At 59.9% G+C, this 23245-nt stretch carries 16 protein-coding genes and 2 pseudogenes; 4 read left to right on the top strand and 14 right to left on the bottom strand.

Going from position 1 to position 23245, the window contains the following annotated elements; all coding sequences use genetic code 11:
• The first annotated feature begins 1 nt into the window (after window position 1).
• A complete protein-coding gene (locus tag ACPDZI_RS12505; protein ID WP_438833230.1) occupies window positions 2-646 on the top strand; it encodes a LutC/YkgG family protein in 645 nt (214 codons plus the stop codon).
• On the top strand, window positions 646-3438 hold the full coding sequence (locus tag ACPDZI_RS12500; RefSeq protein ID WP_438833229.1) for an FAD-binding and (Fe-S)-binding domain-containing protein: 2793 nt from the start codon (window positions 646-648) through the stop codon (window positions 3436-3438). Before ACPDZI_RS12505 ends, ACPDZI_RS12500 begins: the two co-directional genes overlap by 1 nt.
• A 90-nt stretch (window positions 3439-3528) precedes the next feature.
• Here the strand turns inward: ACPDZI_RS12500 and ACPDZI_RS12495 are convergent, their stop codons facing one another.
• The 4 genes from ACPDZI_RS12495 to ACPDZI_RS12480 all read right to left on the bottom strand — a co-directional run bounded on the left by ACPDZI_RS12495 (window position 3529) and on the right by ACPDZI_RS12480 (window position 7141).
• A complete protein-coding gene (locus ACPDZI_RS12495; protein WP_438833228.1) occupies window positions 3529-4677 on the bottom strand; it encodes an HNH endonuclease in 1149 nt (382 codons plus the stop codon).
• Complete coding sequence (locus tag ACPDZI_RS12490) at window positions 4678-5376, bottom strand: OmpA/MotB family protein (RefSeq protein ID WP_438833227.1); 699 nt, start codon at window positions 5374-5376, stop codon at window positions 4678-4680.
• The gene (locus ACPDZI_RS12485; RefSeq protein ID WP_438833226.1) at window positions 5376-6746 is read right to left on the bottom strand and encodes a hypothetical protein; all 1371 of its coding nucleotides are present in this window, start codon (window positions 6744-6746) and stop codon (window positions 5376-5378) included. The genes ACPDZI_RS12490 and ACPDZI_RS12485 overlap by 1 nt, the downstream gene beginning before the upstream one ends.
• Before the next feature lie 137 nt (window positions 6747-6883).
• On the bottom strand, window positions 6884-7141 hold the full coding sequence (locus tag ACPDZI_RS12480) for a hypothetical protein (protein WP_438833225.1): 258 nt from the start codon (window positions 7139-7141) through the stop codon (window positions 6884-6886).
• A gap of 545 nt (window positions 7142-7686) precedes the next feature.
• Here ACPDZI_RS12480 and ACPDZI_RS12475 point away from each other — a divergent pair.
• Window positions 7687-8628: a hypothetical protein gene (locus tag ACPDZI_RS12475; RefSeq protein WP_438834574.1), complete on the top strand. Its 942-nt coding sequence runs from the start codon at window positions 7687-7689 to the stop codon at window positions 8626-8628.
• Between the two features lie 78 nt (window positions 8629-8706).
• On the opposite strand, the gene ACPDZI_RS12470 is transcribed toward ACPDZI_RS12475, so the two are convergent.
• The 4 genes and pseudogenes from ACPDZI_RS12470 to ACPDZI_RS12455 all read right to left on the bottom strand — a co-directional run bounded on the left by ACPDZI_RS12470 (window position 8707) and on the right by ACPDZI_RS12455 (window position 13716).
• Window positions 8707-9072: a hypothetical protein gene (locus tag ACPDZI_RS12470; RefSeq protein WP_076360947.1), complete on the bottom strand. Its 366-nt coding sequence runs from the start codon at window positions 9070-9072 to the stop codon at window positions 8707-8709.
• A 293-nt stretch (window positions 9073-9365) separates the two neighbouring features.
• Window positions 9366-10406: a lipocalin-like domain-containing protein gene (locus tag ACPDZI_RS12465; protein ID WP_438834573.1), complete on the bottom strand. Its 1041-nt coding sequence runs from the start codon at window positions 10404-10406 to the stop codon at window positions 9366-9368.
• A gap of 173 nt (window positions 10407-10579) precedes the next feature.
• A pseudogene (locus ACPDZI_RS12460) lies at window positions 10580-13014 on the bottom strand (FtsX-like permease family protein).
• Window positions 13015-13035: 21 nt separating this feature from the next.
• Entirely contained in the window at window positions 13036-13716 is a 681-nt protein-coding gene (locus ACPDZI_RS12455; protein WP_438833224.1) for an ABC transporter ATP-binding protein, read from the bottom strand.
• 197 nt (window positions 13717-13913) lie between these two features.
• Here ACPDZI_RS12455 and ACPDZI_RS12450 point away from each other — a divergent pair, with 197 nt between their 5' ends.
• The gene (locus tag ACPDZI_RS12450; protein ID WP_016351033.1) at window positions 13914-14381 is read left to right on the top strand and encodes a DUF4357 domain-containing protein; all 468 of its coding nucleotides are present in this window, start codon (window positions 13914-13916) and stop codon (window positions 14379-14381) included.
• Between the two features lie 124 nt (window positions 14382-14505).
• On the opposite strand, the gene ACPDZI_RS12445 is transcribed toward ACPDZI_RS12450, so the two are convergent.
• From ACPDZI_RS12445 to ACPDZI_RS12420, 6 genes and pseudogenes are all read right to left on the bottom strand, one after another.
• The gene (locus tag ACPDZI_RS12445) at window positions 14506-15693 is read right to left on the bottom strand and encodes a Bcr/CflA family multidrug efflux MFS transporter (protein ID WP_438833223.1); all 1188 of its coding nucleotides are present in this window, start codon (window positions 15691-15693) and stop codon (window positions 14506-14508) included.
• Window positions 15694-15744: 51 nt separating this feature from the next.
• A pseudogene (locus tag ACPDZI_RS12440) lies at window positions 15745-17027 on the bottom strand (hypothetical protein).
• Between the two features lie 200 nt (window positions 17028-17227).
• Window positions 17228-17788 (bottom strand): hypothetical protein, encoded by a 561-nt coding sequence (locus ACPDZI_RS12435; RefSeq protein ID WP_194759934.1) that lies wholly within the window; start codon window positions 17786-17788, stop codon window positions 17228-17230.
• A 147-nt stretch (window positions 17789-17935) separates the two neighbouring features.
• Window positions 17936-19360 carry an FAD-dependent oxidoreductase gene (locus ACPDZI_RS12430; RefSeq protein ID WP_438833222.1) on the bottom strand — a complete coding sequence of 475 codons (1425 nt, stop codon included), beginning with the start codon at window positions 19358-19360 and terminating at the stop codon, window positions 17936-17938.
• 91 nt (window positions 19361-19451) lie between these two features.
• Window positions 19452-20276 carry an FTR1 family iron permease gene (locus ACPDZI_RS12425; RefSeq protein WP_146061298.1) on the bottom strand — a complete coding sequence of 275 codons (825 nt, stop codon included), beginning with the start codon at window positions 20274-20276 and terminating at the stop codon, window positions 19452-19454.
• Window positions 20276-23245 carry a YncE family protein gene (locus tag ACPDZI_RS12420; protein WP_438833221.1) on the bottom strand — a complete coding sequence of 990 codons (2970 nt, stop codon included), beginning with the start codon at window positions 23243-23245 and terminating at the stop codon, window positions 20276-20278. The genes ACPDZI_RS12425 and ACPDZI_RS12420 overlap by 1 nt, the downstream gene beginning before the upstream one ends.

Here is a 23245-nt window from a genome sequence, read left to right as displayed (position 1 = left end):
GATGTCGAGCAAAGAGGCTATCTTGAATCGCCTGCGCGGTGCCGCCACCCCCATGGCCCACGCCCCCCATGGCTGGCAGCCCTGGCGTGGGGAGGATGATCAGGTGCGGCGCGAGCGCTTCCTCGCCGGGATCACCGCCAGCCACGCCGAGATCCTGACCGTCAAGGAGGCGACCCTTGCCCGCGAACTGAGCGCCTGGCTGGATGAAGAGGGAGTGACGAGCCTGGCATGTGGCCAGGGCGGCCGCTGGCAGGAGGCCACTCTGGCCGCCTGCGCCGGGCGCTCTGTGCTGACCCCCTCTGGCGAGTTCGCGAGCTGGAAGGACGATCTGTTCGACGCCTGTCAGGCGGGCATCACCCATTGCGCGGGGGCCATCGCCGATACCGGCACCCTGGTGTTGCTGCCCGATGGCGGCGAGCCGCGCACTATTTCGCTTGTGCCCCCCTGCCATATCGCCCTGCTGGCGGCTTCCACCATCGCCGACAACCTGGCGGGGCTGGTGGCGGCCGGGCGCTGGCAGCAGGCCATGCCCACCAATCTGTTGCTGGTCTCCGGCCCCTCCAAGACCGCCGACATCCAGCAGACCCTGGCCTACGGCGCCCACGGCCCGAGCCGCCTGCTGGTGGTGCTGGTGGAGGATTGCTGATGCGCTGGAATGAATTTGACGCCGCCGTACTCTCGCGCATCTCGCCGGAGCGGCTGGTGAGCGACCCGGATCTGCGCCTCGCCCATGGCACGGACGCCAGCTTCTACCGGCTGGTGCCCGAGCGCATCGTGCGCCTCGACTCCCTCGATGAAGTGCGCTTCGTGCTGTCGGTGTGCCGCGAATTGGGCCTGCCGTGTACCTTTCGCGCCGCCGGCACCAGCCTCTCGGGCCAGGCCCTGAGCGATTCGGTGCTCATCACCCTGACCGACAGCTGGCGCGGCCACCGCATTCTGGACGAGGGGGCGCGCATCGCCCTGCAACCCGGGGTGATCGGCGCCGATGCCAACCGCTATCTGGCGCCTCTGGGGCGCAAGATTGGGCCGGATCCTGCCTCCATCAACGCCTGCAAGCTGGGTGGCATCGCCGCCAACAACGCGAGCGGCATGTGCTGCGGCACCGCCCACAACAGCTATCACACCCTGCACGCCATGACCTTGCTGCTGGCCGATGGCACCGTGCTGGAGAGCGGCGACCCCCAGAGCCGCGCCGCCTTTGCGGCCAGGCGCCCGGAGCTGCTCACGGGGCTTGCCGCCCTGCGTGCCGAGGTGCTGGCGAATGCCGAGCTTGCCGCCAAGATCCGCCACAAGTACCGGCTCAAGAACACCACCGGCTACGCCATCAATGCCCTGCTCGACCATGAGGACCCCGTCGATATCCTCACCCACCTGATGATTGGCTCGGAGGGGACCCTCGGCTTTATCGCCGAGGTGGTGCTCGACACCGTGCCCGAATACCCCCACAAGGCCTCAGCCCTGCTGGTGTTTCGGGACGCCGAGCAGGCCTGTCTGGCCACCTCGCGGCTCAAAGCTGCGCCAGTGGCGGCGGTGGAGCTGATGGATGGGCGCTCCCTTCGCTCGGTGGCGGGCAAGCCCGGCCTGCCGGACTTTATCAAGACGCTGGATCTGGCCGCCTGCGCCCTGCTTGTGGAGGTGCATGGGGAGTCGAAGGAAGAGTTGGTGGATCGCTGCGAGCAGGTGACGGCCATGGCCGCCGAGTTCGCCCAGGTCGCCTCGGTGCCCTTTACCGGCGACAGCGCCAGCCTCTGGGCCATTCGCAAGGGGCTCTTCCCGGCGGTGGGGGCGGTGCGCACCACCGGCACCACCGTCATCATCGAGGATGTCGCCTTTCCCATCGAGCGTCTGGCCGAAGGGGTGGCGGGGCTGCAAGCCCTGTTCGATCGCTTCGAATACGGTGAAGCCATCATCTTTGGCCACGCGCTGGAGGGAAACCTGCACTTCGTCTTTACCCAGGGGTTCGAGGATCCGGCCCAGGTGGCCCGCTACGGCGCCTTTATGGATGCGGTGGCCGAGCTGGTCGCCGTGCGCTTTGGCGGGTCCCTCAAGGCCGAGCACGGCACCGGCCGCAACATGGCCCCCTATGTAGAGCTGGAATGGGGGCCGGAGGGGATGGCGCTGATGCGCCGCATCAAGGCGCTGCTGGACCCCGATAACCTGCTCAATCCCGGCGTCATCATCAACGACGACCCCAAGGCCCACCTGGCCCACCTCAAGCCCATGCCGGCGAGCGATGCCATCGTGGATCCGTGCATCGAGTGCGGCTTCTGCGAGGCGGTCTGCCCCTCGCGCACCCTGTCACTGTCGCCGCGCCAGCGCATCGTGCTCTATCGGGAGCTGTCACGCCGTGGTCGCAGCGGTGAAGTGGCAGGGGATCTTGCCCGGCTGTTTGACTATCAGGGGATTGAGACCTGTGCCGCCACCGGGCTGTGCGCCGATCGCTGCCCGGTGGGCATCAACACCGGCAGCCTGATCAAGAAGCTGCGCAGCGAAAAGTACCAGCGCTTCGTGCCCATCGCCCGCTGGAGCGCCGAGCACTTCGCCGGCGTTACCCGCACGGCCCGCAGTGCGCTGGGCCTCAAAGGGATTGCCGGCAAGCTATTGGGAGACAAAGCGCTGGCAGGATTGGTGAACGGGGTTCGCCATCTGAGCGGCCAGCGCACACCCGCCTGGCTGCCCACCCTGCCGGGGCCGAGCCGCTACCGGTGGCCGCAAGGGGAGGGGAGCAATGACGGTTCACGCGAGCGCGCTGTGGTCTATCTGCCATCCTGCGCCAGCCGGGTGTTCGGCCAGCAGGAGGAGGCCCCGTCACTGCCGGACGTGGTGTTATCTCTGCTCAAGAAGGCGGGCTGCCGGGTGATAGTGCCGCAAGGCATTGAGGAGCTCTGTTGCGGCATGCCCTATGACAGCAAGGGGATGGTCGAGGTGGCCGCAGCCAAGCGTACTGAGCTGGCTGAGGTATTGTGGCAGGCAAGCGAGCAGGGGCGCTGGCCCGTGCTGCTCGACACCAGCCCCTGCGTGCAGCGACTGCTCTCGGGGGCGCTTGGCAAGGGCCTTCGGGTGTTTGAGCCCGCTACCTTTGTGCTCGAATACCTGCTGCCCCACCTTGAGCTGACCCCCATCGATGAGACAGTGATGATCCATATCACCTGCAGCAGCCGGCGCATGGGGTTGGGGGATAAGATGCTGGCGCTGGCCCGCGCCTGCGCCCGGGAGGTGATCGTGCCTGAGCATATCCAGTGCTGCGGCTTTGCCGGCGACAAGGGGCTGATGATCCCGGAGCTCAACGCCGCGGCGCTTGCCAGCCTGCCCGCCCAAGTACCCAGCGATTGCCGTCAGGGCTTCAGCAACAGCCGCACCTGCGAGATGGGACTGAGCCAGCACGCCGGCATTCCCTATCACAGCATCCTCTATCTGGTGGATCAGGCGGCAAAATAAATACCTCCCCCCGGCCGAATATATTCGGCCGGGGGTTACTGGATGGATATGTAAGTGGGTGCTTCTCTTGGCTTGAGACCACGTTTACAGTTATCTTATTTTTGCTTGGAATTCAGGGAAATTACTTAATGCATCAAATGCAGAAAAAACACTCCAGCCATGTTTTCTCAACACGTGAGAGGTCGTCATATTTATCAACACGGCGACCTTTCGTCTAGGCCAGCAAAGATCCATTGAAATAAATTTCCCACCATCATTGATGACTATACCAAGCTCCGGACCAGGAAGAGCGGAGGTTTGACATTTTAATACCAACCCTTCCAAGGCTGAATCAGTGCATTTCACTATGTTGTCATAATTAAATACGTCAAACTTATGTTGTTCACGTCGACACTCATTAATTTTCAAAGTATCCTCATTACTTACATATAAATGACCGTGGTGTGGTTGCTTTTTATGGCAGTCCGCACATAATGCTCGCAAGTTTTTTCTGCTATTGTCAGCTTTATTTCCATTGATGTGATGGACATGCAATAATTTAGTTTGCTTGGTAAGATTAACCCCGCATTGCTCACAGGTATAGTCCAACTCATTTCTTAGCTTCGATGAAATTTCCGGCCAATTGGGTGCATAACTACCTGACTGTAGTACTACAGTGGACTTGGGTAAAGACTTAAAATATGAACTGTAGGTTTCGAAAAAATTAGCATATGAAAAATCATCAACCAATTTAGCCTTATCTCCCCAGCTGAGATTTGAAAAATTCTTGTGATTAAGGAGTGCAAGACAATTCTGGCATACAGCAAGTTCGGCCTCGCCTGTAATGTTTTCATGTGAGTGGTATTCAGAACCGAATACTGGAAAAAAACCATCCATTCGATTGATAACATCATATCTGTCATTGAATCTTCCACGTTCACGCATACCTATTATTGTTTTACACTCTGCAACGTGTACTCGCTTTGCTCCTCTTTGCTTACCATCAGCAAGAACCTGATTAATAAAGGCACCTTGGTCTGGAATGTACAACATAACCTGATGACCATTGTAATGAAGTATGCCTTCGCTGCCATCAATATCATCCAGCTGGATGTCTTTTCCTAAAATCATCCCACTTTTCAGGTGCTCCCCGATATCTATCCACTCTCCGGATAGGCTCTTTATTGAAAAACCTGTTACTATCTTGCCAAGAGGTGCAACTGCCCGATGCAATGCACTGAGATCAACGTTCAGTTTCACTTAATTATTCTCCAATATTCGCTTGATTTGAATATCGGCATTAGTTATTGCTCTAAATGAAACACGACGAGATTGTGCCGCATCCTCCACTCCATCTTTCATGATCAAACGAGAAGAAGAAAAACCCACAGCTGCTATATTGGCTTTGATCCAGCTTGTTTCATCAGGCATCAATCCATAAGCGTATTCCAACACAGCACGGGTTCGTCCCTGAGAAAGGCGCATGTTATAGAAGTAAGCTTGGCTTTCGCTTGAACCTCTAAGCCCTGCGCTTGATGTATGACCTTCAATTCTAATTTCATTGAGAGACTCGCGATAAGGTCTCAGTACATCTATATATCTAGGGAAAAAGTCATTCAAAATATTTTTGTATGCGTCACTAAGGGTTGTCTCATTGTTAGCAAACAAGACGTCAGGAGACTGAAAGTTAAATGCTAGAGTTTCTTTCTCTATGGTTGCGCCCCACTTGTTGAGATCATTTTTAAATTCTGTCTGTAGCGCCTCATAGATAGCTACTTGATTCTGTTGATAAGCTACAGCGACATCCTTGATTTTGTCATTTTTTTTCTGAGTATTCATCATGAAAACGATGGCAATGAACAAGAATACCATCATCAGGCCGGCCATTAGGTCAGAAACGGTCAGCCAATGTTCGCCGTTCTCCTGGGTTGAATTACTGGTTCCAAAGAACTTGTCCATTATGCTACTCGCTTACTCACAACGTCATTCATTGCCTGGGTCAACCTGATGTAATCTTCAACAAACTTACCACTGACTTGCGCCAGAGCTTGCCCCATCTCGTTCATTACTCGGTTTATTTCTTGCTGCATTGCAGAGTCAATTAGTTTCAGTTGGGAGTCAACAGCTTCGGCTGTAAAACCAACTTGTTGTTTAACTTGAGCCTCCATTGCATCGAATGTGCGTTTGGCTTGATTGATCTGCTGGGTAGCAGCTTCATCAATCACTTTATTCAATCTCAGCTGAAGTTTTTCCGCAGACTGAATGACGGTATCGCGTACTTGTACGGTATCGACTACCAAATTTTGGTTGGCCTCTTTCATAGTCGAGGTCATATCTTTTGCATCGATAACCATTTTTTCAATCATGTCGCGCATCACACTATTAAGGTCGCTTACCGCATCTTGTAGATGTTGCTTGATGATATCAGTTTGAGCCTGTAAATAGTCGGAGCTGGTTTGTAATGCCTCATTGGTTCGAGACGTGTTATCAGTGAATTCGTTGGCTGCTACTTCAACATCTTTACTAATACGTTCAGAGCTTTCTTTCAGCCTCTCACCAACATGAGTGATCCCCCTTTCTGTCTCAGTCGCAAATTTTTCTAGCAGGGCATTGGAGGTATTAACGTGAGCTCTGATGTACTCATCGGATTCAGATAGTAACTGTTTATAATGCTCACTGGCCGTAATAACTGCCGCAGATATATCATTAACAGTCGCCTGTACCTGCTGTTGGATTTGTGGTACAGCTTCGACAGCTTTGTCACGCATTATTTGAAATGCTTCAAGGTGGCGTTCCAGCTCAGCGAGTTGATGCTGGTTCACTTCCATGACATTTTTTAAATCACTCATGGATTTAGGAATGATTTTGCTCTGCTCACTGATATGGGCGACCGAAGCCTCAGTGGCAGTAATGGATTCAACACCACGTGCATATTGTTGTTGCATTTGATCCAACTGCTGCTTGTAGTTCTCCTGCCACTCAACCAACTTGTGAACAGCTTCATTGAAATGCTTAAAGTTTTCACCAAATTGTTCAGTGACTTTGTTATTGAAATCAACAATAACCTGCTTGAGAGCTTCGATTACTTGCTCAGTAGCAGATTTGGACAAGGTATCCGCGAAGTCTTGCAGCTTCAGCCATAATTTCTCAGAAAATGCCTCAAAGTTATGTTGGTTTTTCTCGGCTTGAGTAATAGAACTGTTCAAAGACAGCTTGGCATTATCATTAATATCTCCACGCAGAATTTTCAGTTGGCCAAATAATGTCGATTCTTCATTACCTGTCATTGCTTCTTTTAGCGCTATTATTTCGATTACCTGAGCTTGCATTGCTCCTAGAATTGCCTCTGGGGTAGCATGAGTAATACTTTCTTCGACCAGTTTTGCTTTGAGAAAGGAAAGCGTTGATAAGGTCTTGAAGACAAGTGAGAAAAGAATGCCCGCTAAGCTGGTTATGAAGGCAGTCTTTAGGCCTTCCAGAAGGGGGGGATGCTAGCCTCAATATCATTTTGATTAAAGTCGAGAAGACCCATTACAATGCCCAAAAAGGTACCAAAAATACCTGTGGTGGTTAACAATGTAGGCACATAATTTACGAATTCTACCTGTGTTCCCTTTTTGGCGAATCTGAGCCCGAGAGCGAATACGGCCAGCATGCTGAGTAAAAAAACAGTATTAACCATATCCGAATTAAGACTACGTAGTAAATTTTCTAATATGTTCATATTTATTCTCTGTTATTAGTGCTTTTTGATTAAGTCAATAAATTAAAGTATATAATTTCATGATTCTAAAACTATGTATTGGTTACTATATAATTTATGTAATGTGCACCGATAATTGATGACCTTGCATCCGGAAATTCTACCACACGGATCACAGCTTTCATTTTGCTGCTATTAGCCGAATTGATGTGGGAAAAATCATGGTTGTTCCCTGGCTGCCTTTGGAGCTGATGAGTAGGTTATCAAACGTCGGCTAACTTTGTTGAGTTAAAACACAACCAGTTCGTGGGATTTGAATGAAATCTTGATGGCGGTCAGATTTTGACATGGAAAGGTCGAGAGAAATGGGGGAGGGGAGATGGCTTCTCTTCTTGTTGCTGCACCGCCCGGTCAACCAAGTCATATGTTATCTCTTGCTCATCAATGCCTTGTAACAGCTGGTTACAGATCTTGCGTCGACCGACGAACCCTTCCTCCAGTAAATTCAGCGGCGATTGAATGCACCTCACATAACAAAGCAATTGCAAGGAACAAGAGTCATGAGAATGCACCACAAAGCCATGCTGGCCATCGCCTGCACCGCTGCCCTGTCCGCCTGCGACAGCGAGAAGGCGGCCAACAGCATCGCCAAGCGCGCGCCGCTGCCGTTGCCCGATGCCGGCGTCTATGAGGCGAACCTGCTCAGCCGCGATGGCGATCAGGGGCCGCTCAAGATGATCAAGGGAGTGGAGGGATTGGCGCTGGTCTACCCCAAGGGGGATGGTGAGCAGCGCTGGGGCGTCTGGGTCGAGAATGACGGCAAGTCGATTACCTCTTCGCAATGGATGGGGCAGGCCGCCCAGAAAGAGAACAAGGATGGCATCTATCCGGTGCTGCTGGAGCGCACCTCGGTGCGGGGCAAGCGGCTCGATGCCCAGAGCAACGACCACAACCTGATCAGTTTTCAAGACAAAGCGGTAACCGATCTGGCTGGCAAGGAGGTCAAGCGCTGGACCTTTGACTTCAGCCGTACCGGCACCCAGTTCCGGGATCCGGATCAGAGCACCGCCCTCTATCGCGACTGGAGCGGCCACCTTGCCGTGAGCAAGCTCGCCACCCGGACGATCACCAGCGACAGCTGGCGGGTGGCAGAGGACGCCGGCTTTGGCGATGCCATGGTGGGGATGATCCGCAGCACCAACAATGGCGGCTCCCTGACTCTGGAGATCGAATTTCCCAAGGCGGGCTGTACCCTGACCGGCAAGGGCAGTGCAGAGTCTGGCAAGGGGCTCAGCAAGTTAAACCTGAGCGGGTTTGGCAAGTGCAGCTTCAAGGCGTCAAGCGATCTCAGCCCGCTTGAGAACAAGTGGATGCTGGGTCTGGGCAAGGCCAAAGAGGGGGCAACGGCCTACGTCGCCGCATTCGAGATGCCGGAAACCCGCAAGACGACCCTGGTGATGGGCTTCCCCGAACAACATGGCCTGATGATGGTGGGCGAGAAATACTGACCATCTTGTGTTATCAATCAGACCCTGGGGTTGCCTAGGGTCTGATTGGCATAATCTTAAAATGTGTCAGGGGAGAATTTAGACTTTATCCAATGCTTTGGTATCTGACGCATACTTGCACATGGTGTCGGTATTATCAGGGGCATAGTTATAGCTGGTCTCAATATAACTGCCACGATCGCCAGTCAAAATTATATTCACTTTACTGTTTGGGTTAGGGTAGTGTTCATTACCATCACCACCATACCAATGACCTTTATTAAGGTCATAGGAGTATACATTTTTCAGCACTCCTATTTTTAATTTGAATTGTTCAAAATCGGTTGAAACCTTTGCCACTGCTGACTGGCCATTTTTGATGGTCAGCGCCATGAATTGGTAAGGGCTTGCTTCGATAATTTCTACATCAACACCCAGAGCATTCACTATGGTTAAACTTCCCATATTATCATCCTATAATTTGTAGTAATGATGCTATTTTTAATTTCGAAGAGACCGGATGGACGACTTAACTTGCCATCAAGTACACTGATGAAATTAAAGGAATGAAGACTTTTCTGATTGCCGATAGATATTCAACACTCTCTATATAAGTATCAACTGCAAGATCTGACACTTTGCATGCGGTGGATCTCTGCTATTTTGCCTGAGAATAAAAACCCTTTATTTTCAATCTATTAAATATGGTAAGAGAAAGCCATTCAGAAATCAGGTGAACAAACTCATTTCCGAATATCTCAATACCCCGTCATCTCCAGATAGCCAACGCCTTTGGCATCTCCCGAGACTAAGACCGCCCCTTCCCAGTAGTCAAAGCGCCCCGTCATGGCCTGATCGGGCTGTCGAGCCTGAATGCGGAGGTTGAGATCCCCGGCCTTAAGCTGCCACTCGATGGGGTAGGGTTGCCCCTTGGGGCCGCGCCAGGTCTTGCCGGGGGTGAGGCGGATGCGATCTGGGCTTAATACCCGGCTGCTGCCGTCTCGTTCAATCAGGATGCCGTAGCGGTTCTCCGGCTCAGTGTGGCCCGATTTGGTGCGCAGGCGAAACAGCATCAGCTCGCGGCCATCTTCAAATTGCAGCGAAAACCAGTCCCAGCCCGATTGCCACTGGGCCAATACCGAGCTGCTCCACTCGTGATCAAACCAGCCCTCACCGCTGACGTTGCGGATCTCGCCATCCAGGGTCAGGGTGCCGCTGATGGTCAGGCGCGGGTAGGAGTAGTAGAAAGAGGCGTTGCCCGGGCTCTTCTCGCTGTAACCCGCTTTGCCCTGCAGTACCGCCGGCTTGGCGGCGCCCACCTGCAAATCAAGATCTCCCGCTTTGCTTTGCACCTTGAGGGTGGCGGGAAAAAGCGATTCCCCTTGAGAAGCCAGCACCCACTCTTTGAGCCAATACTGACCGCCGCTGGCACCGGCGAGCCCTGGCCCCTGGCGGCTGGTGCGCTCGTCCTGCTGGTGGCTACCTTTGCTCACATCCGTGATGGCGAACTGAGCCAGCCAGAGCTGGGGCGTGAGCCAGGGGTTGTCGGATGTTATCTCCTGCTCGATGCCTTGGCGAAACAGGGTCCACTGCATGCCGTAGCCGCGCCCCTGCTCGTCTTTCAGGTTGCCGGTGAGATACCACCACTCGGAGCGGTAGTCGGGGTGGGCAGCGTGATCCGCGGGCAGGTTGATGGACTGACCCGGCAGGGCCTTTTTGAAGTGATCATTGCCGCCGCCAAGGATGCTCCCCAGATCGCTGGCCTGCACGTTGCCGCTTATGGCAACAAGCGGGATCAAGAGGGTTGCGAGCCAAGAGGACAAGATTCCCCTCACCCTGGCCCTCTCCCGAAGGGAGAGGGGATGGTTCGCGGCAGCTCTGTGCGCTTCTCTGCGCTGAATCAAGGGCGGTGGCAGAGATGTAGTCAATGGGAACGTCAAGCCATTGCTGAGCCAGTGCGCTAACCAATATTTCATACCACTCTCCTTGCGGCGTACCAGGAGGCGAGCGCGCCACAGACGGGGGCGAGCAGGAGCGCCGTGACGGCGTGCAAGGGGGCGGCCTCGAAGGTCAGCCGCCAGCCGAAGGCACGAGGGTTGACCACCTCAATCAGCACCCAGGCAAGGCCATAGCCCACCGGCAGGGCCAGCAGCGCGGTGAGCAGCCCGAGGCCCGCCCCTTGCCACACCAGCAGCCGGCGGCAGTGGCGCGGGCTCAATCCAAGACTTTGCAGGGTCTGCAACTCGCCGCGCCGGGCCAGCCCCAGTACCATGAAGGCCGAGCCGATGCCGACGAACGCGATCCCCAGGATCAGCAACTTCAATAGCTCGGTCACCACGAAGGTCTGGTCGAACACCCTGAGGGCGGCGGCGTGGATGGCGGGGGCGGGCAACAGGTTCACCCGCTCGCCAAACTGGGCCCGCAGGCGATCGGCGAGGCGATCAACGTGCGGGCTGAAGAGGGCCAGGGATTGCACCTTGCCCCCTTCGAAGGCGTGCAGTATCTGCCCCTTGTCGCTGCCGTAATCCTGATAGACGCCGGTGACGGTGAGCGTTCGCGGCCCCTGCTCGCCGCTCACCTCGAGGCGCTGGCCCACCTTGACCCCGAGGCGCACCGTCAGCGGTTCGCTCGCCAGCACCTCGTCGGGGGTGGCGGGCCAGCGTCCGGCCAGCAGCGGATAGGCGGCTTTGAGCTCGGGGATAAAGTCCATCTGCGCCCACTCGATGGGCTGCCCCTGCCAGTGGGCCGGGTGCACCGAGCGGCGCGAGGCGGCGCGCACATCCGGCGCGGCGAGGATGGTGGTGAGGGTCTGCTCGCTCAGGGTGCCCTTGCTGCCGGCCACCCCCTTGGGGGCGGTGACGTAGAGATCGGCGGCCAGGCGCTGGCCGAGCCAGATCTCCACGCTCGAGCGAAAGCTCGACACCATGACCCCGATGCCGATGGCCGCGGCGATGGCCAGTTGCAGCGCCATCACCGCGATGGCGGTGCGATCCAGGTGATAGAGGGTTTCGGCTACCCCGAGCCGGGCGCTGAGGGGGCCGCGCTCGCGTCGGCGCAGCCTGCCCAGCACGGCGCGCAGCACATCGGGCAGGGCGAGCGCCATGGCCAGCAGCCAGCCACCGGCCACGAAGAGGGCGCCGCCCAGCCCGGTTTCTGGCCGCCACAGACAAAGCGCACAGAGCAGCAAGATGACGATGGCGAGCCCCCGACGTTGCCAGGGATGGGCCGGCGGGCGACTGTTGCCCTCTCGCAGCTCAAGGGGGATTGGCGCAGCAGTTGCCACCAGCCGGGCAGGTTGGCGGCGAGCGTGCCGAGAAGGCCGATCACCAGCGCCTTGCCAAGGCTGGCGGGGGAGAGGCGTAGCAGATCGATGGGGTTGGGGCCATAGAGATCGGCCAGCGCCTGGGTGAGCTGCCCCATCAGGGCGAGGGCCAGGAGGCTCCCCAGCAGCAGCCCGAGCAGGGTGCCGATGCTGGCGAGGATCAGGATCTCCAGGGTCAGCCAGCGCAGCAGCCGGCGTGGCGGCATGCCGAGGATGATGAGCTGGGCCAGCTGGGGGCGGCGTACGCTCTGCACGAAGCGCTGGGCGTTGAACACCAAAAACAATCCCACCGCCATGGCGAGCAGGGAGAGGGCAGTGAGGTTCAGAGCCAGCGCATCGCCGAGCTGGCTGGCATCGAGCGCCGGGCTGATGGGCTCAAGCCAGAGGGGCTGATGGTGAGCATAGGATTGCAGGGCCGTCTGCAAGGCCGTGGCCTCTTGCTCGCTGAGTTTGAAGACGATGCGATCGAGCCGCCCTTCCTTGCCCAGCAGCGGCTGGGCGAGGCCGATGTCGGTCACCAGCAGCCGCTCCATGGGCACGGCGCCGGGCTCGAAGGTGCCGGCCAGGGTGAGGGTCAGCGGGCGGGGCGGCGCCCCTTCACCGCCACCCAGCACGAAGCGCCGGCTCTGGCCTGTTTGCCAGCCAAGGCGCTTGGCCTCGGGGGCAGCCAGCCAGACGCTGTCGACGCGGGTGAGGGAGAAGGTGGGCTCTTTGTCCGGCGCAGCGCCAAACAGTCGGCGCAGGGGGCCGGGGTTGAACAGATCCATCCCCAGCAGCTGAAAACTGCGCCCCTGCTCGTCCTGCAGCCAGCCGTGCAGCTGGGGCATGGCGTCGAAGTTCGGCTGGCTGCGCACCAGCGTCACATAGAGCTGCTCGTCCAGCCCGCCGTCCGGCGCCAGCCGGTAGTTCGCTTCCCCCGCCAGCTGGCTGCGGGCGGCAACAAAGTTGGTGCGGGCGCTGTGGTTCAAGAGCTCGATTGCCACCACCAAAGAGACCCCGAGGGTGAGGCCGACCAGGCTCATCAGCAGCAGCCAGGGGTGAGCGCGATAGAGGCGCAGCAGCGCCTTGAGCGGCAGCGGCAACATCACGGCCCTCCGTGGCGGGCGTCAGTCATGGCGGCGCCCCTTGAGCTCGACCAGTTGGCCCCCCTCAAGGCGCAGCACCCGATCCGCCAGGGCGCCATAGGCGGGGTTGTGGCTCACCAGCAAGAGGCCGGCGCCGGTGCCCCGCACCGCCGCCATCATCAGTGCCATCACCTGCTCGGCGTTGTGTTCATCGAGACTGCCGGTGGGCTCGTCGGCGAGCAGCCACTGGGGCTGGTGAATGAGGGCGCGGGCCAGCGCCACCCGCTGGCGCTGGCCGCCGGAGAGCTGCTCCGGCCAGGCGTGGCGCTTGTGGGCCAGATCGAGGCGCTCCAGCAGGCCGTCAATGCGCGTCTCATCGCGGGCAAGCTGGTTGATGGCAAGGGGCAGGGCGAGGTTCTCGGCCACGGTCAGGGTCGGCAGCAGGTTGAAGTCCTGATAGACGATGCCGAAATGGCGACCGCGCAGGCGGGCCCGCTCGTCCGCCGACTGGTTGTCAAGGCGGGTCTCCCCCAGCCAGATCTCCCCCTCATCCGGGGGGAGGAGGCCGGCGATGAGGTTGAGCAGAGTCGACTTGCCGCAGCCGCTCTGCCCCAGCAGCAGGGTGATCTCGCCGGCCGCCAGGGTCAGATCAAGGTGGTGAAACAGCGGCAGCCGTTGGCTGCCGTTATCGAAGCTCTTGCCGAGATTGCGCAGGGTCAGCATGGGATAACCGGTTGATGGTCAATGGCTTTCATCATGCCATGTACGTTGCTCCCCTGCCTAATGATCACGCGGCTTTGCCTTTGTGCGAGAGTGCCAGTTAGTGATCAAGGCTGCAAAAGAGGTGAGGATCCTGGCTGGATCCCGCTCGCCTGTGGTGGTTAGAATAGGGGCCTCCATGGGTCACAGGATGCGCAAGGATGTTACACAAGCAAGTCAGTTTTATCATCGACAGCAAGGGCAACAAGCAGGCTGCCGTGGTCCCCATCGAGATTTACAACGAGCTGATGACCCTGCAAAAGGCGCTCTCCGACAACAAGCCGGGCGAGCGCGAGCTTTACCACTTCAACGGCAAGGGGGCCGAGGCGCACGGTTATCCGGTGGGCAAGCGGCAGAACCCCGGCTTCATGGTGCTGGCGGGCTCCACCGCCAACGGCGAGGATGCGGCTTCCCTGCGCGAGGCGGTGATCGAACTGCGCCAGGAGCTGTTGGGCAAGGGGATCCTGGCCCCGCGCAGCGAAGGGGGCTTCGTCTTTACCGCCGATCAGCTGTTCAACAGCCCGAGCCTGGCTGCCAGCCTGGTGGCGGGCAACAACCGCAGCGGGCTGGACGCCTGGCAAAACAGCGCCGGCTACACCCTCAAACGCTCGGGGTTCGGCAAGAAGTAGGCTGAGCCCTCGCCCCTCAGGGCAGAGGATCCGTTGACAACGTGCAGATAACACAAGGCCGCCCCCTGCGATGCAGGTGGGCGGCCTTGTTGTTTGTCGCTTGTTGCTTGTTGGTGGTCTGGGCTTATTTTTTGCCGGTCAGCAGCCAGTAGCTCAGGGTCGAGCCGAACCCGCAGCCGGCGATGGCAATGGCCATCGGCAGCGGGGATTCGGGGGGATTGAGGTTGACCAGGATCCCCACCGCGGCGCCGATGCCAAAGCGCAAGGTGCCCGCCAGCGCCGAGGCGGTACCTGCCGATTGCGGGAAGTGGCCCATCAGGCCGGTCATGGCGTTGGCCCCCACCAGGCTGATGTGGCCGACGAACAGCACCACCGGAATGACGATGCCCCACAGGCCGCCGGTCTGGCTCCAGGCGTTGTAGATGAGTAGGGCGCCGGCACAGGGCAGCACCAGCAGGCCGTATTGCAGCATCCGCTCGGCGCCCACCCCCTTCACCAGCCGGCTGTTGACGAAGGTGACCACCATCATCAGCAGGATGTTGAGGCCAAACAGCCAGCCATAGTGCTCGGTCGGTACCTTGAAGTACTCGATGTAGACGTAGGGGGAGGCGCTCAGGAAGGCGAACATGCCGGAGCTTGAGAGCGAGCCGCACAGCACGTAGCCCATGGCGCCGCGATGGGAGAGCACGCCCCAGTAGTTTTTCAGGATCTGGCCGAGGTTGAGGGGCTGCTTGTGCTCGGGCTTCAGGGTTTCTTGAATTTTCCACTGCATCATCAGGCAGATGAGCAGGCTGATCCCCACCAGCAGCCAGAAGATCACCCGCCAGTCGCTGTGGGCGCTGATGTAGCCGCCCACCACCGGTGCGACAAGAGGGGCGAGCGTCATCACCAGAATGACGAACGACATGGCGCGGGAGAAGGCCTCCTTCTCGAACAGGTCGCGCAGCAGCGCATTGACCACCACAGAGCCGGCCGCCCCGCCAGCTGCCTGCAACATCCGATATGCCAGCAGCTCGGGCAGGGAGTCCGCCATGGCGCAGCCTACCGAGGCGATGGCAAACATCACCAGCCCCGCCAGGATCACCGGCTTGCGGCCATAGCTGTCGGCGAGCGGGCCGTAGAACAGCTGGCCGATGGCAAAGCCGCCCAGAAAGGCGCTGATAGTGAGCTGGGCACCGTCGATGCTGGTGGCCAGATCCCGAGCGATGGACGGAATGGCGGGCAGGTACATGTCGACCGCGAGCGGCGTCAGGCCCGCCAGCGCGCCGAGCAGGATGAACAGAAAACGGGGGGAGAGGGGGGCGTGGGGCATAGGCTATCCAGTCTTGATGAGTGCGAAGTCAGGGAGTGACAAACATCCAGTCTACCAGTTTTGGTGACGGGGGTGATCCTGTATGCCGAGCCAAAGGCCGGGCTCGGCGTGAAAGCGGGGGGCAAACCAGACCCGTTGGCCGCCGGCGGGAAGCTCCTCCGGGCCGAGGGGACGCCGGCTGAGCCGGCAGGCCCCTTGCGCCAATGCAAGGCGAGCATCCCCCTGATACCAGCCGTCGGTGACGGGCAGGGGCGTGGTTTCACGCAGCAGCCTCACCCCCCACTGGGTCACCAGCGCCGGGCACGCCTGCTCGGCCAGCCTGGCGGCCCGGGTCATGGCTGGCGCCGCCGGCGGGGTGAGGGTGCAGAGCAGCAGCAACAGGGCTCCCAGCATGGCTGGCAGCTCGCCCCGGCGCGGCAGCCAGTCTGCCAGCAGCACCAGGCCAAGCAGGGTGATGGGGGCCAGATGGCGGGGATTGTCTGGGTTCTGGCCAAACAGGGTCCACAGCAGCAGGACGAGCCAGTAGAGGGTCCAGAGCACGGAAGGAGCTGCATTGTGATCCTTTGAGCGTTGCCAGAGTGGCAGTACCAGCAAGGCTCCCATCAACAGGGGCCAGAGCGTGGTGAGCTGATCGTTGAAGGTATTCGCCCAGCTCAGCAGCCGATCGCCGTGGGCCGCCGCCGTGTTGCCCCACAGGGTAAAGTGACCGTCGGTAAAGCGGCGCCCCTCGCTGAAATAGGCCCAGCCATCGGCCTGCCAGACAAACAGCAGGCAGGCTAGCCCCACCAGAACAATGGGGAGCAGAAAGTTAAGTCGCTGACCCTTCTGCGCCATCCCCAGCCAAAGGGGCAGCAGGGCCAGCACGAAGTAGGAGGGACGCAGCGCCAGCATAAGGCCCAGCAGCAGACCCGCCAGCGCTATCTTTCGCTGTTGCAAAGCCAGGAGCGCGCCCAGCCAGGCGGCCAGCGCCGGCCCGTCCGAGAGGCCGGAAAGAGCGAGCGTCGGGGTGAGCGGCAGGGCCAGCACCAGCAGCCAGACCGGCGCCAGCAGGCTTGGCCGTTGCCACAATCTGACCGCGAGGGAGGCGGCAAGCGGCGCCAGCAAACTGCTACCCAAGAGGCTTGCCCACTGCACGGCACGGGCGGGATCGTCCACCAACAGATTGATCAGCCGTGCCAGCCAGATAAAGGCGGGGTAGCCCGGAAAGTGGGGGAGAACTCCAGCACGCTGAAGCGCACCACCCCGTGGGCAAAGTTGAGGGCATCGTCGGAATCGAGTGCTACCGGGAAGGTCAGCAGCCAGCCAAGCCAGGCCAGTTGCAGCAGGGCAAGCAGCCACATGGTGATTGAGCTGGTGGAAGCCCAACGCCGATACGTTGCCTTCCCCCTCATCCCCAGCCCTTCTCCCGCAAGGGGAGAAGGGGGCAAACCGGCGTCCGGGTGCATCTATCGGCAGGCTGTGCGTAGGGTGGGGAGAGTGCAGCGAAACCCACCGTTTGTCACAACGAATTGGCGCAATGATGGGTTGGTGGCCATCAAAGCGGTGCCAGCACGGTCATCAGCGCTTTTTCTGCATCGCTAAAGGCGGCGGCGTCGGCGGGCTTGGCACCCACCCCGAATACCCCAGGGTTGCCGATGGCATCGAGCACCTTGGCTAGCGCCTGCTCGGCGGCCTTGCGATCCCCTTCATTGAGGGAGGGGAGGATCAAATCGAGGAAGCGCTTGCTCTTGACCACCAACACCTTGGCGGTCTGGTAGTCCCCAAGGTTCTGGCTGGCTCCCTCGAGACGGCGCTCGATCTCCGCCTTGTAGGCCCGGTTGAGCAGAGCCGCGGTAGCCGCGGCGTCTTTGGCCTTGATGGCGGCCGCGAGCGGAGCTTGCAACTCGACCTTGTGGTGCTCCTCCAGATAGGTCAGCTCCTCGGCAATCTCGCTCAAGGTGGCGCTGGCATCCTTGCCGTCAGTGGCGGCGCCCAGCAGCGCCTCGCGGGCATCGATCAGCGGCTCCTTGCCGGCGGCGGCGTAGGAGTAAGCCTGCGCCTGCCCGCAGAGGGTCAGCAGCAGGGTGAGGGCAAGTAAACCCGGGCGGATGGTCATCCTGTTCTCCTTACTTATGCCAAGAGGTTATGCCCATGGCGCGGCGGTCAGGCCACGCTCTGGGTCTCGATCACGGTATTTTCGTTGCGATGATTGAAGGTGTTGCGGCGTATGTCCGCCTCCTTCGTTCACCGCATTCAGGGGCGGTCAGGCCACGCTCTGGGTTTCGATCACGGTGTTTTCGTTGCGATGATTGAAGATGGCGTGGCGTCTGTCCACCCCGTCGATCACCATGTCGGCGGCCATCATCCCCATCTCCATGGCGGTGTCGGTGAAGATGTAGCGGAATGTCCCCTGACGGCCGGTCATGATAAGGTTGGTGATCGGCATCAGCGCCTTGATGGCTTCGTTGCGGCGGGCCTGATAGCCCAGATCCATCAGCGGATAGGCGTACTCGCTACGTGCTTCAAAAGTCTCATCGCCAAGTTTCTGGGTGTCGACGCCGAGGCTGGCGAGATCGGCGGTGACCCGGCCGCGCAGATCAGAGAGCGGTGCCTGCCAGGTGGCATCCCCCGGATTGCAGGGGATCTCCAGCATCACGGATGTTTGCCCCATTGGTGCCATAAAGGGGCTGCGCCGGCGCGGCTCCTGCAGACGGGTCGCCAGAATATCGGGGTCGGAGAGGTACTGCCAGGTGTTGTCCGACAGGTTCTCCTGTTTGAGGGGCATATTGACGAAGCGCAGGGACCGGTAGTGCAGATCGCACGGCAAGCCCAGATGCTGGCAGGTAAGCGGCAGCGGCAGGGTGGAGATCACCTGATCAAAGCGTGCGCTCTGCTCCACATTATCTTGTGACCAATAAACCCGTTCAATGCGGCCATCGGTCTGCTCGAGTCGGGTGATGGTGGCGCCGGTTTTCAGCTCAACCCCCTCGGTTACCAGACGCTCCCCCAAGGTGGTGAAGATCTGGCCGAAGCCGTACTTGGGATAGCGGTATTTGCGGGCATAGGTGCGCACCGACATGCTGCCGTTGCGCCTTGGCAGCAGGCGGCGCGCCACGTCTTTGAGATCGATCAGGCTGATGCGCTGGCCGGCCCAGTCGGCGGAGAGCTGGTCCGGGTTGATGCCCCACAGCTTGCCGGTGTAGCCCTCGAAGAACTGGCGATAGAGGGTGCGACCGAAGTGGCTCTGGATCCACTCGGCAAAGCTCGCCTTGGCAAAATCGGTGGGCTTCTTGGCAAAGGGCAACAGCAGCAGATCTTTCACCGCCCCGGCCATCAGGGCCAGCGGCGCCGTCTTGAGCAGATTGGGCAGGTTCAAGGGGTAGTCATAGGTGCACCCGCCAAAGCGGATCACGCTCTTGCGCTCCGCGTGGAGCAGATCGTCCCCCATCAGCTCGTCGATAAAAGCGAGCAGCTCGGGGTTCTTGGTAATGAAGCGGTGGCCGCCGTAGTCGAAGCGATACTCGCCATCGCGCCCCTTGAAGGTCTGGGTGGCGCACATGCCGCCCACTACCGGCTCTTGCTCGAACAGGGTGACTGCAAAACCGGCCTGGCGCAGGCGCCAGGCGGCCATCAGACCGGCAGGGCCGGCGCCCAGTACCGCAATGTGTTGTGTGTTGTTGTCGCTCATGACTCTGTTATCCGAAAAGCTGACCAAAAGAGAAGACGTTGAAAAGGCGGCCCCGCTGAGCCGCCTTGTCATCCGCTGCCGCGCTGGGCGATCAGCGCTGGGGCTGGGGACGATAGTTGCGATGCCAGACGGTGACGAAGATCACCAGGTAGCTGGCCCAGGTCAGCAACTGCAGGCCGGCTGGTGAGGCATTGTAGCCAAACAGGGCACGCAGGAAGGTACCAAATACCCCCTGATCGTCGAGAATGTGACTGATGTTGAAGACAGGCGTCGTCCAGAAGGTGATGAGCCCGGCCGCCTGCAGCATGTTGACGGCGGACGACAGCAGCCCGGCGGCGATGATGATGATGAGCAGGCCGGTCCAGCGGAAGAAGGGCGCCAGCGCCACCTTGCGGGTGGAGCGCAGCAGCCCCCACACCAGCACCACCGACAGCAGCAGGCCGCCCAGCGCCCCCATCAGCCCCTCGTGCAGATCCACCCCTTGCCCGGAGTAGACCAAGGCCGAGAAGAACAGCACGGTTTCAAAGCCTTCGCGCATCACCGCGAGGAAGGCGAGCAGCACCAGACCAAACAGGTTGCCGCCGTCGATGGCGGCATCGATGCGCGCCGTCATGGCCCCCACCTGGGATTTGGCCTGCTTCTGCATCCAGACCGCCATGTAGGTGAGCACCAGGGTGGCGAAAATCAGGATCCCCGCCATCAGCAAATGGTTGTAGCGCTCGCTCTCGAACTGACTCACCACCACCTGGAACAGGAAGGCGACGACGAGGGAGGCGATAAGACCCAGCCCCACCCCCAGATAGACGAACTTGTTGTAGCGGCTTGCCCCCAGCTTGGCGAGGTAGGAGAGGCAGATGCCGACCAGCAGGAAGGCTTCCAGCCCCTCGCGCAGGGTAATGAGAAAACTTGCAAACATCAGGATTGAGGCTCCGTATCGGGCGTGACGGGGAGGGGCTGCAGGGTCAGTTGCAGCCGATTGAGTTGCACTATGGGTGGCTCCGGCAAGCTCGGCTCGGCGGCGCGCACCGCATCATTGACCCACTTGGGGTAGGTGCGGAAATTGAGTTTGATATCGGCCTTGAAGGGCCCTTGGGCATCTGCGGGCAGCGGCCAGGCTTCATCGCGCCAGCCATCGGCCGGGATGCGGGTATCTTCCAAGAGCTTGGCGTAGCGCCAGAACTTGAGCCCCACCGGCTTGCCCTCGGCGTCGCCGAACACCTTGCGAAACAGCCGCGCATCGTCGGGCACGGCGCCATCTACCGGCTGGCCGCTTTCAAGCACCAGCTTGCCACTGGCGTCGGTGACGGTCAGCTCCAGCCAGAGTTCACGGAAATCGGCAACCCCGGTGGGCAGGGCGTGGCCGGCGCCGGTATTGGCGACTCTCACTACCAGCGCGGGTTGGCCACTCTGGTTTTCAATGCGGGCCGAGAGGGTGGCGCTGGAGCGCAAGAGCGCCAGGCTCTCCTGCTCAAGGGTTGCACTTCTCAGCCCCACCAGCTGATGCTGGGCGCCGGTAAAGTTGTGGCGATAGAGTCGTTCTTTCACTGTGCCGTTTTCGGTGGACTGGCCCGCCACCGGCGCGCCGCCGTTGCCCGGCTCCGGATTCATGTGGCAGTCGATGCAGGTGCGCCGCTTGGCAGGATCTTCGGCTTTGGCGAAGCTGGATTTTTCCCACTCGTCCCAGGTGTTGACGATATTGGCACCGGTGCCCGGGGCAAACTCGTTGTGGCACGACTTGCACAGGGCCGCGTCGCGGTAGAAATCCTTCTGGTAAGAGGCTTTGTGGGCCGCCGGACGGGCGTTGATCTGCCGCTCGGCCAGCCAGTGCTGGAGGCTGCCACCGGCGGCATCCTCGAACACATAGCTCTCGCGGTCTTTCAGATTCACCGTAAAGGCGCTGTTGCCGCCAGCATCCTCGAGCCGGGTGATACGATGGCAGAGCACGCAGCCGGTGCCTTCTTCCACCACGGGCTCGCCTTTCTGGTGTGCTGCGATCAGCGAGGCACCACCCCGCTCAAACATGTGGGATCCCTTGGGCAGATCCTGCTGACCGTTCATTACCTGCTGGGGCATGTGGCAGCCCTGGCACCACTGGCCGAAGGCTTCGCCCTCGGTTTCGCGGGCCAGCGCCTGCACCACCTTGTAGTAGGGGTGGGAGTTGCCCATCAGCCGGTGGTTGCTCTCGCTCCAGTCCTGGAACGCTTGTTGGTGGCAGTTCTGGCAGGAGGCGGAGTTGAGCCACTCCTTCGGGTGAGTGGTCGGTGCCTTGGCGGGATCCGTGCGCGGGGCATCGAGCCGCAGCCAGTTGGCAAGATAGGGGAGGTTGCCATCGGCGGTGACGAAGGCGTGCAGATCTTCCATCATCGCTTTCACCTCGGGCTGGGGCCTCGCGGGGTCGACCGGCTCGGCGCCATCGCGGGTGTCATGACCCATGCCGCCCTGGGTCTGCTGGGTCATGCGCAGGTATTCGCCGATAAAATCCCCCGCCACCATGTTGGCGAGGTTGGCGTGGCCGTTGATGGCGTTGTCGCCGCTCTGCTGGCGGTGGGCCGCCATCAGATAGCGGTTGGTGAAGTTGAACCCGTCCAGATGGCAGGAGTTGCAGCTCATCCAGTTGTCCCCTGCCATGGGGAAGCGGCTGTTGGCGGCAGTGTTGCCGAGGTTGAACAACCGCTCACCGCGCTTGAGCGCTGCGGGACGGGGATCCGTCTCTACCAGTTTGGCGAAGTGGGGCACATCCACGGTGACCCGGGCAAACGGGCCGCTGCCGCCGCTATTGAGGCGGGTGAGATCCTGCCCCATGACGTTGTGGATCAGGATGTGGTCGCCATCGATCAGCAGATCGCGCGGATTCTGGCCCGGCAGGTGACGCAAGAGCTGGGTCGCCTTGGCCCCCCCCTGAAACTTCTTGCGGCGGTGGCGGTTGCTGTTTTGCTTGCCGCTGCGCGACAGGTCGAACACCAGCAGATCTTCCGAGCCCGCCAGGGTCAGGTAGACCCGCTTGCCGTCGGCGGCGAAGCGCGCCGCGAACGGGTTGGAGACGATCTGGCTGCGGTTGCCGACGCTGGGCAGGTTGATCTGCAAGAAGAGCTGTTTTCTTTCATCGACCCGCTCCTTCTCTTCATCGAGATCGATGATGGAGACCGCCGGGAAGACGGTGCTCTGAAACTGGAAGGGGTGGTCGAAGCTCCACAGCACATGGGGCAGCCAGGCCTCGCTGCCATCGGGGGAGAGGGCGATGCCGTCCAGCAGGCGCGGCAATCCCTGGGAGTCGCTCGGGGTATCGCTGTGGGTTTCCGCCAGGGTGATGAGCTTGGGCTTGGGCAGAGTAGCTCCCTTAGCGTCCTTCTCAAGCTTGGCAAGATCATAGATGGCGAGCTGGCCGGTCATGGTGTGGGTGAGCAGCAGGCGATCATTGTCGGTCAAGGCCAGTCCGCGCGGGGTTTCGGCAGTGGCCACATCCAGCTGCAGCTTGCCCGCTGTGTCATAGGCCTGCAGGCGAGCTGATTCGAACAGCGTGGCCCAAAACCACTGCCGCTTGGCATCGAAAATGACCCCGTAGGGTCTATGGCCGGTGGGGATCACCTTTTCCAGGTCGAGAGCATCATCCAGCAGCAGCAGGCGATCACCGCTGTAGTCGGTGACCAGCAGGGTGCCGTCATCGGCGCGGGCCAGCTGGCGCAGATCGCCACCTAGTTGTGCCTCCTTGAGTCGCTTGCCGCTATCGCGCTCAAGCAGGGTGACCGAGCCGGCGTTCTGGTTGGCGGTGACAAGGCGCGGGGCACTCCCCTCGTCATAGGCAATCATGGCGGTGCCCATCTCCTGGGCCGAGGCGGTCCCCAGCAGCAGGGCGGCCAACATCAGGGATAACAACAACTTCAACAT

It is taken from the genome of Aeromonas oralensis (assembly GCF_049665575.1).
GTDB lineage: Bacteria > Pseudomonadota > Gammaproteobacteria > Enterobacterales > Aeromonadaceae > Aeromonas > Aeromonas hydrophila.
The sequence above is the reverse complement of the archived record's forward strand: the minus strand, read 5'-3'. Positions and strand labels throughout refer to the sequence as shown.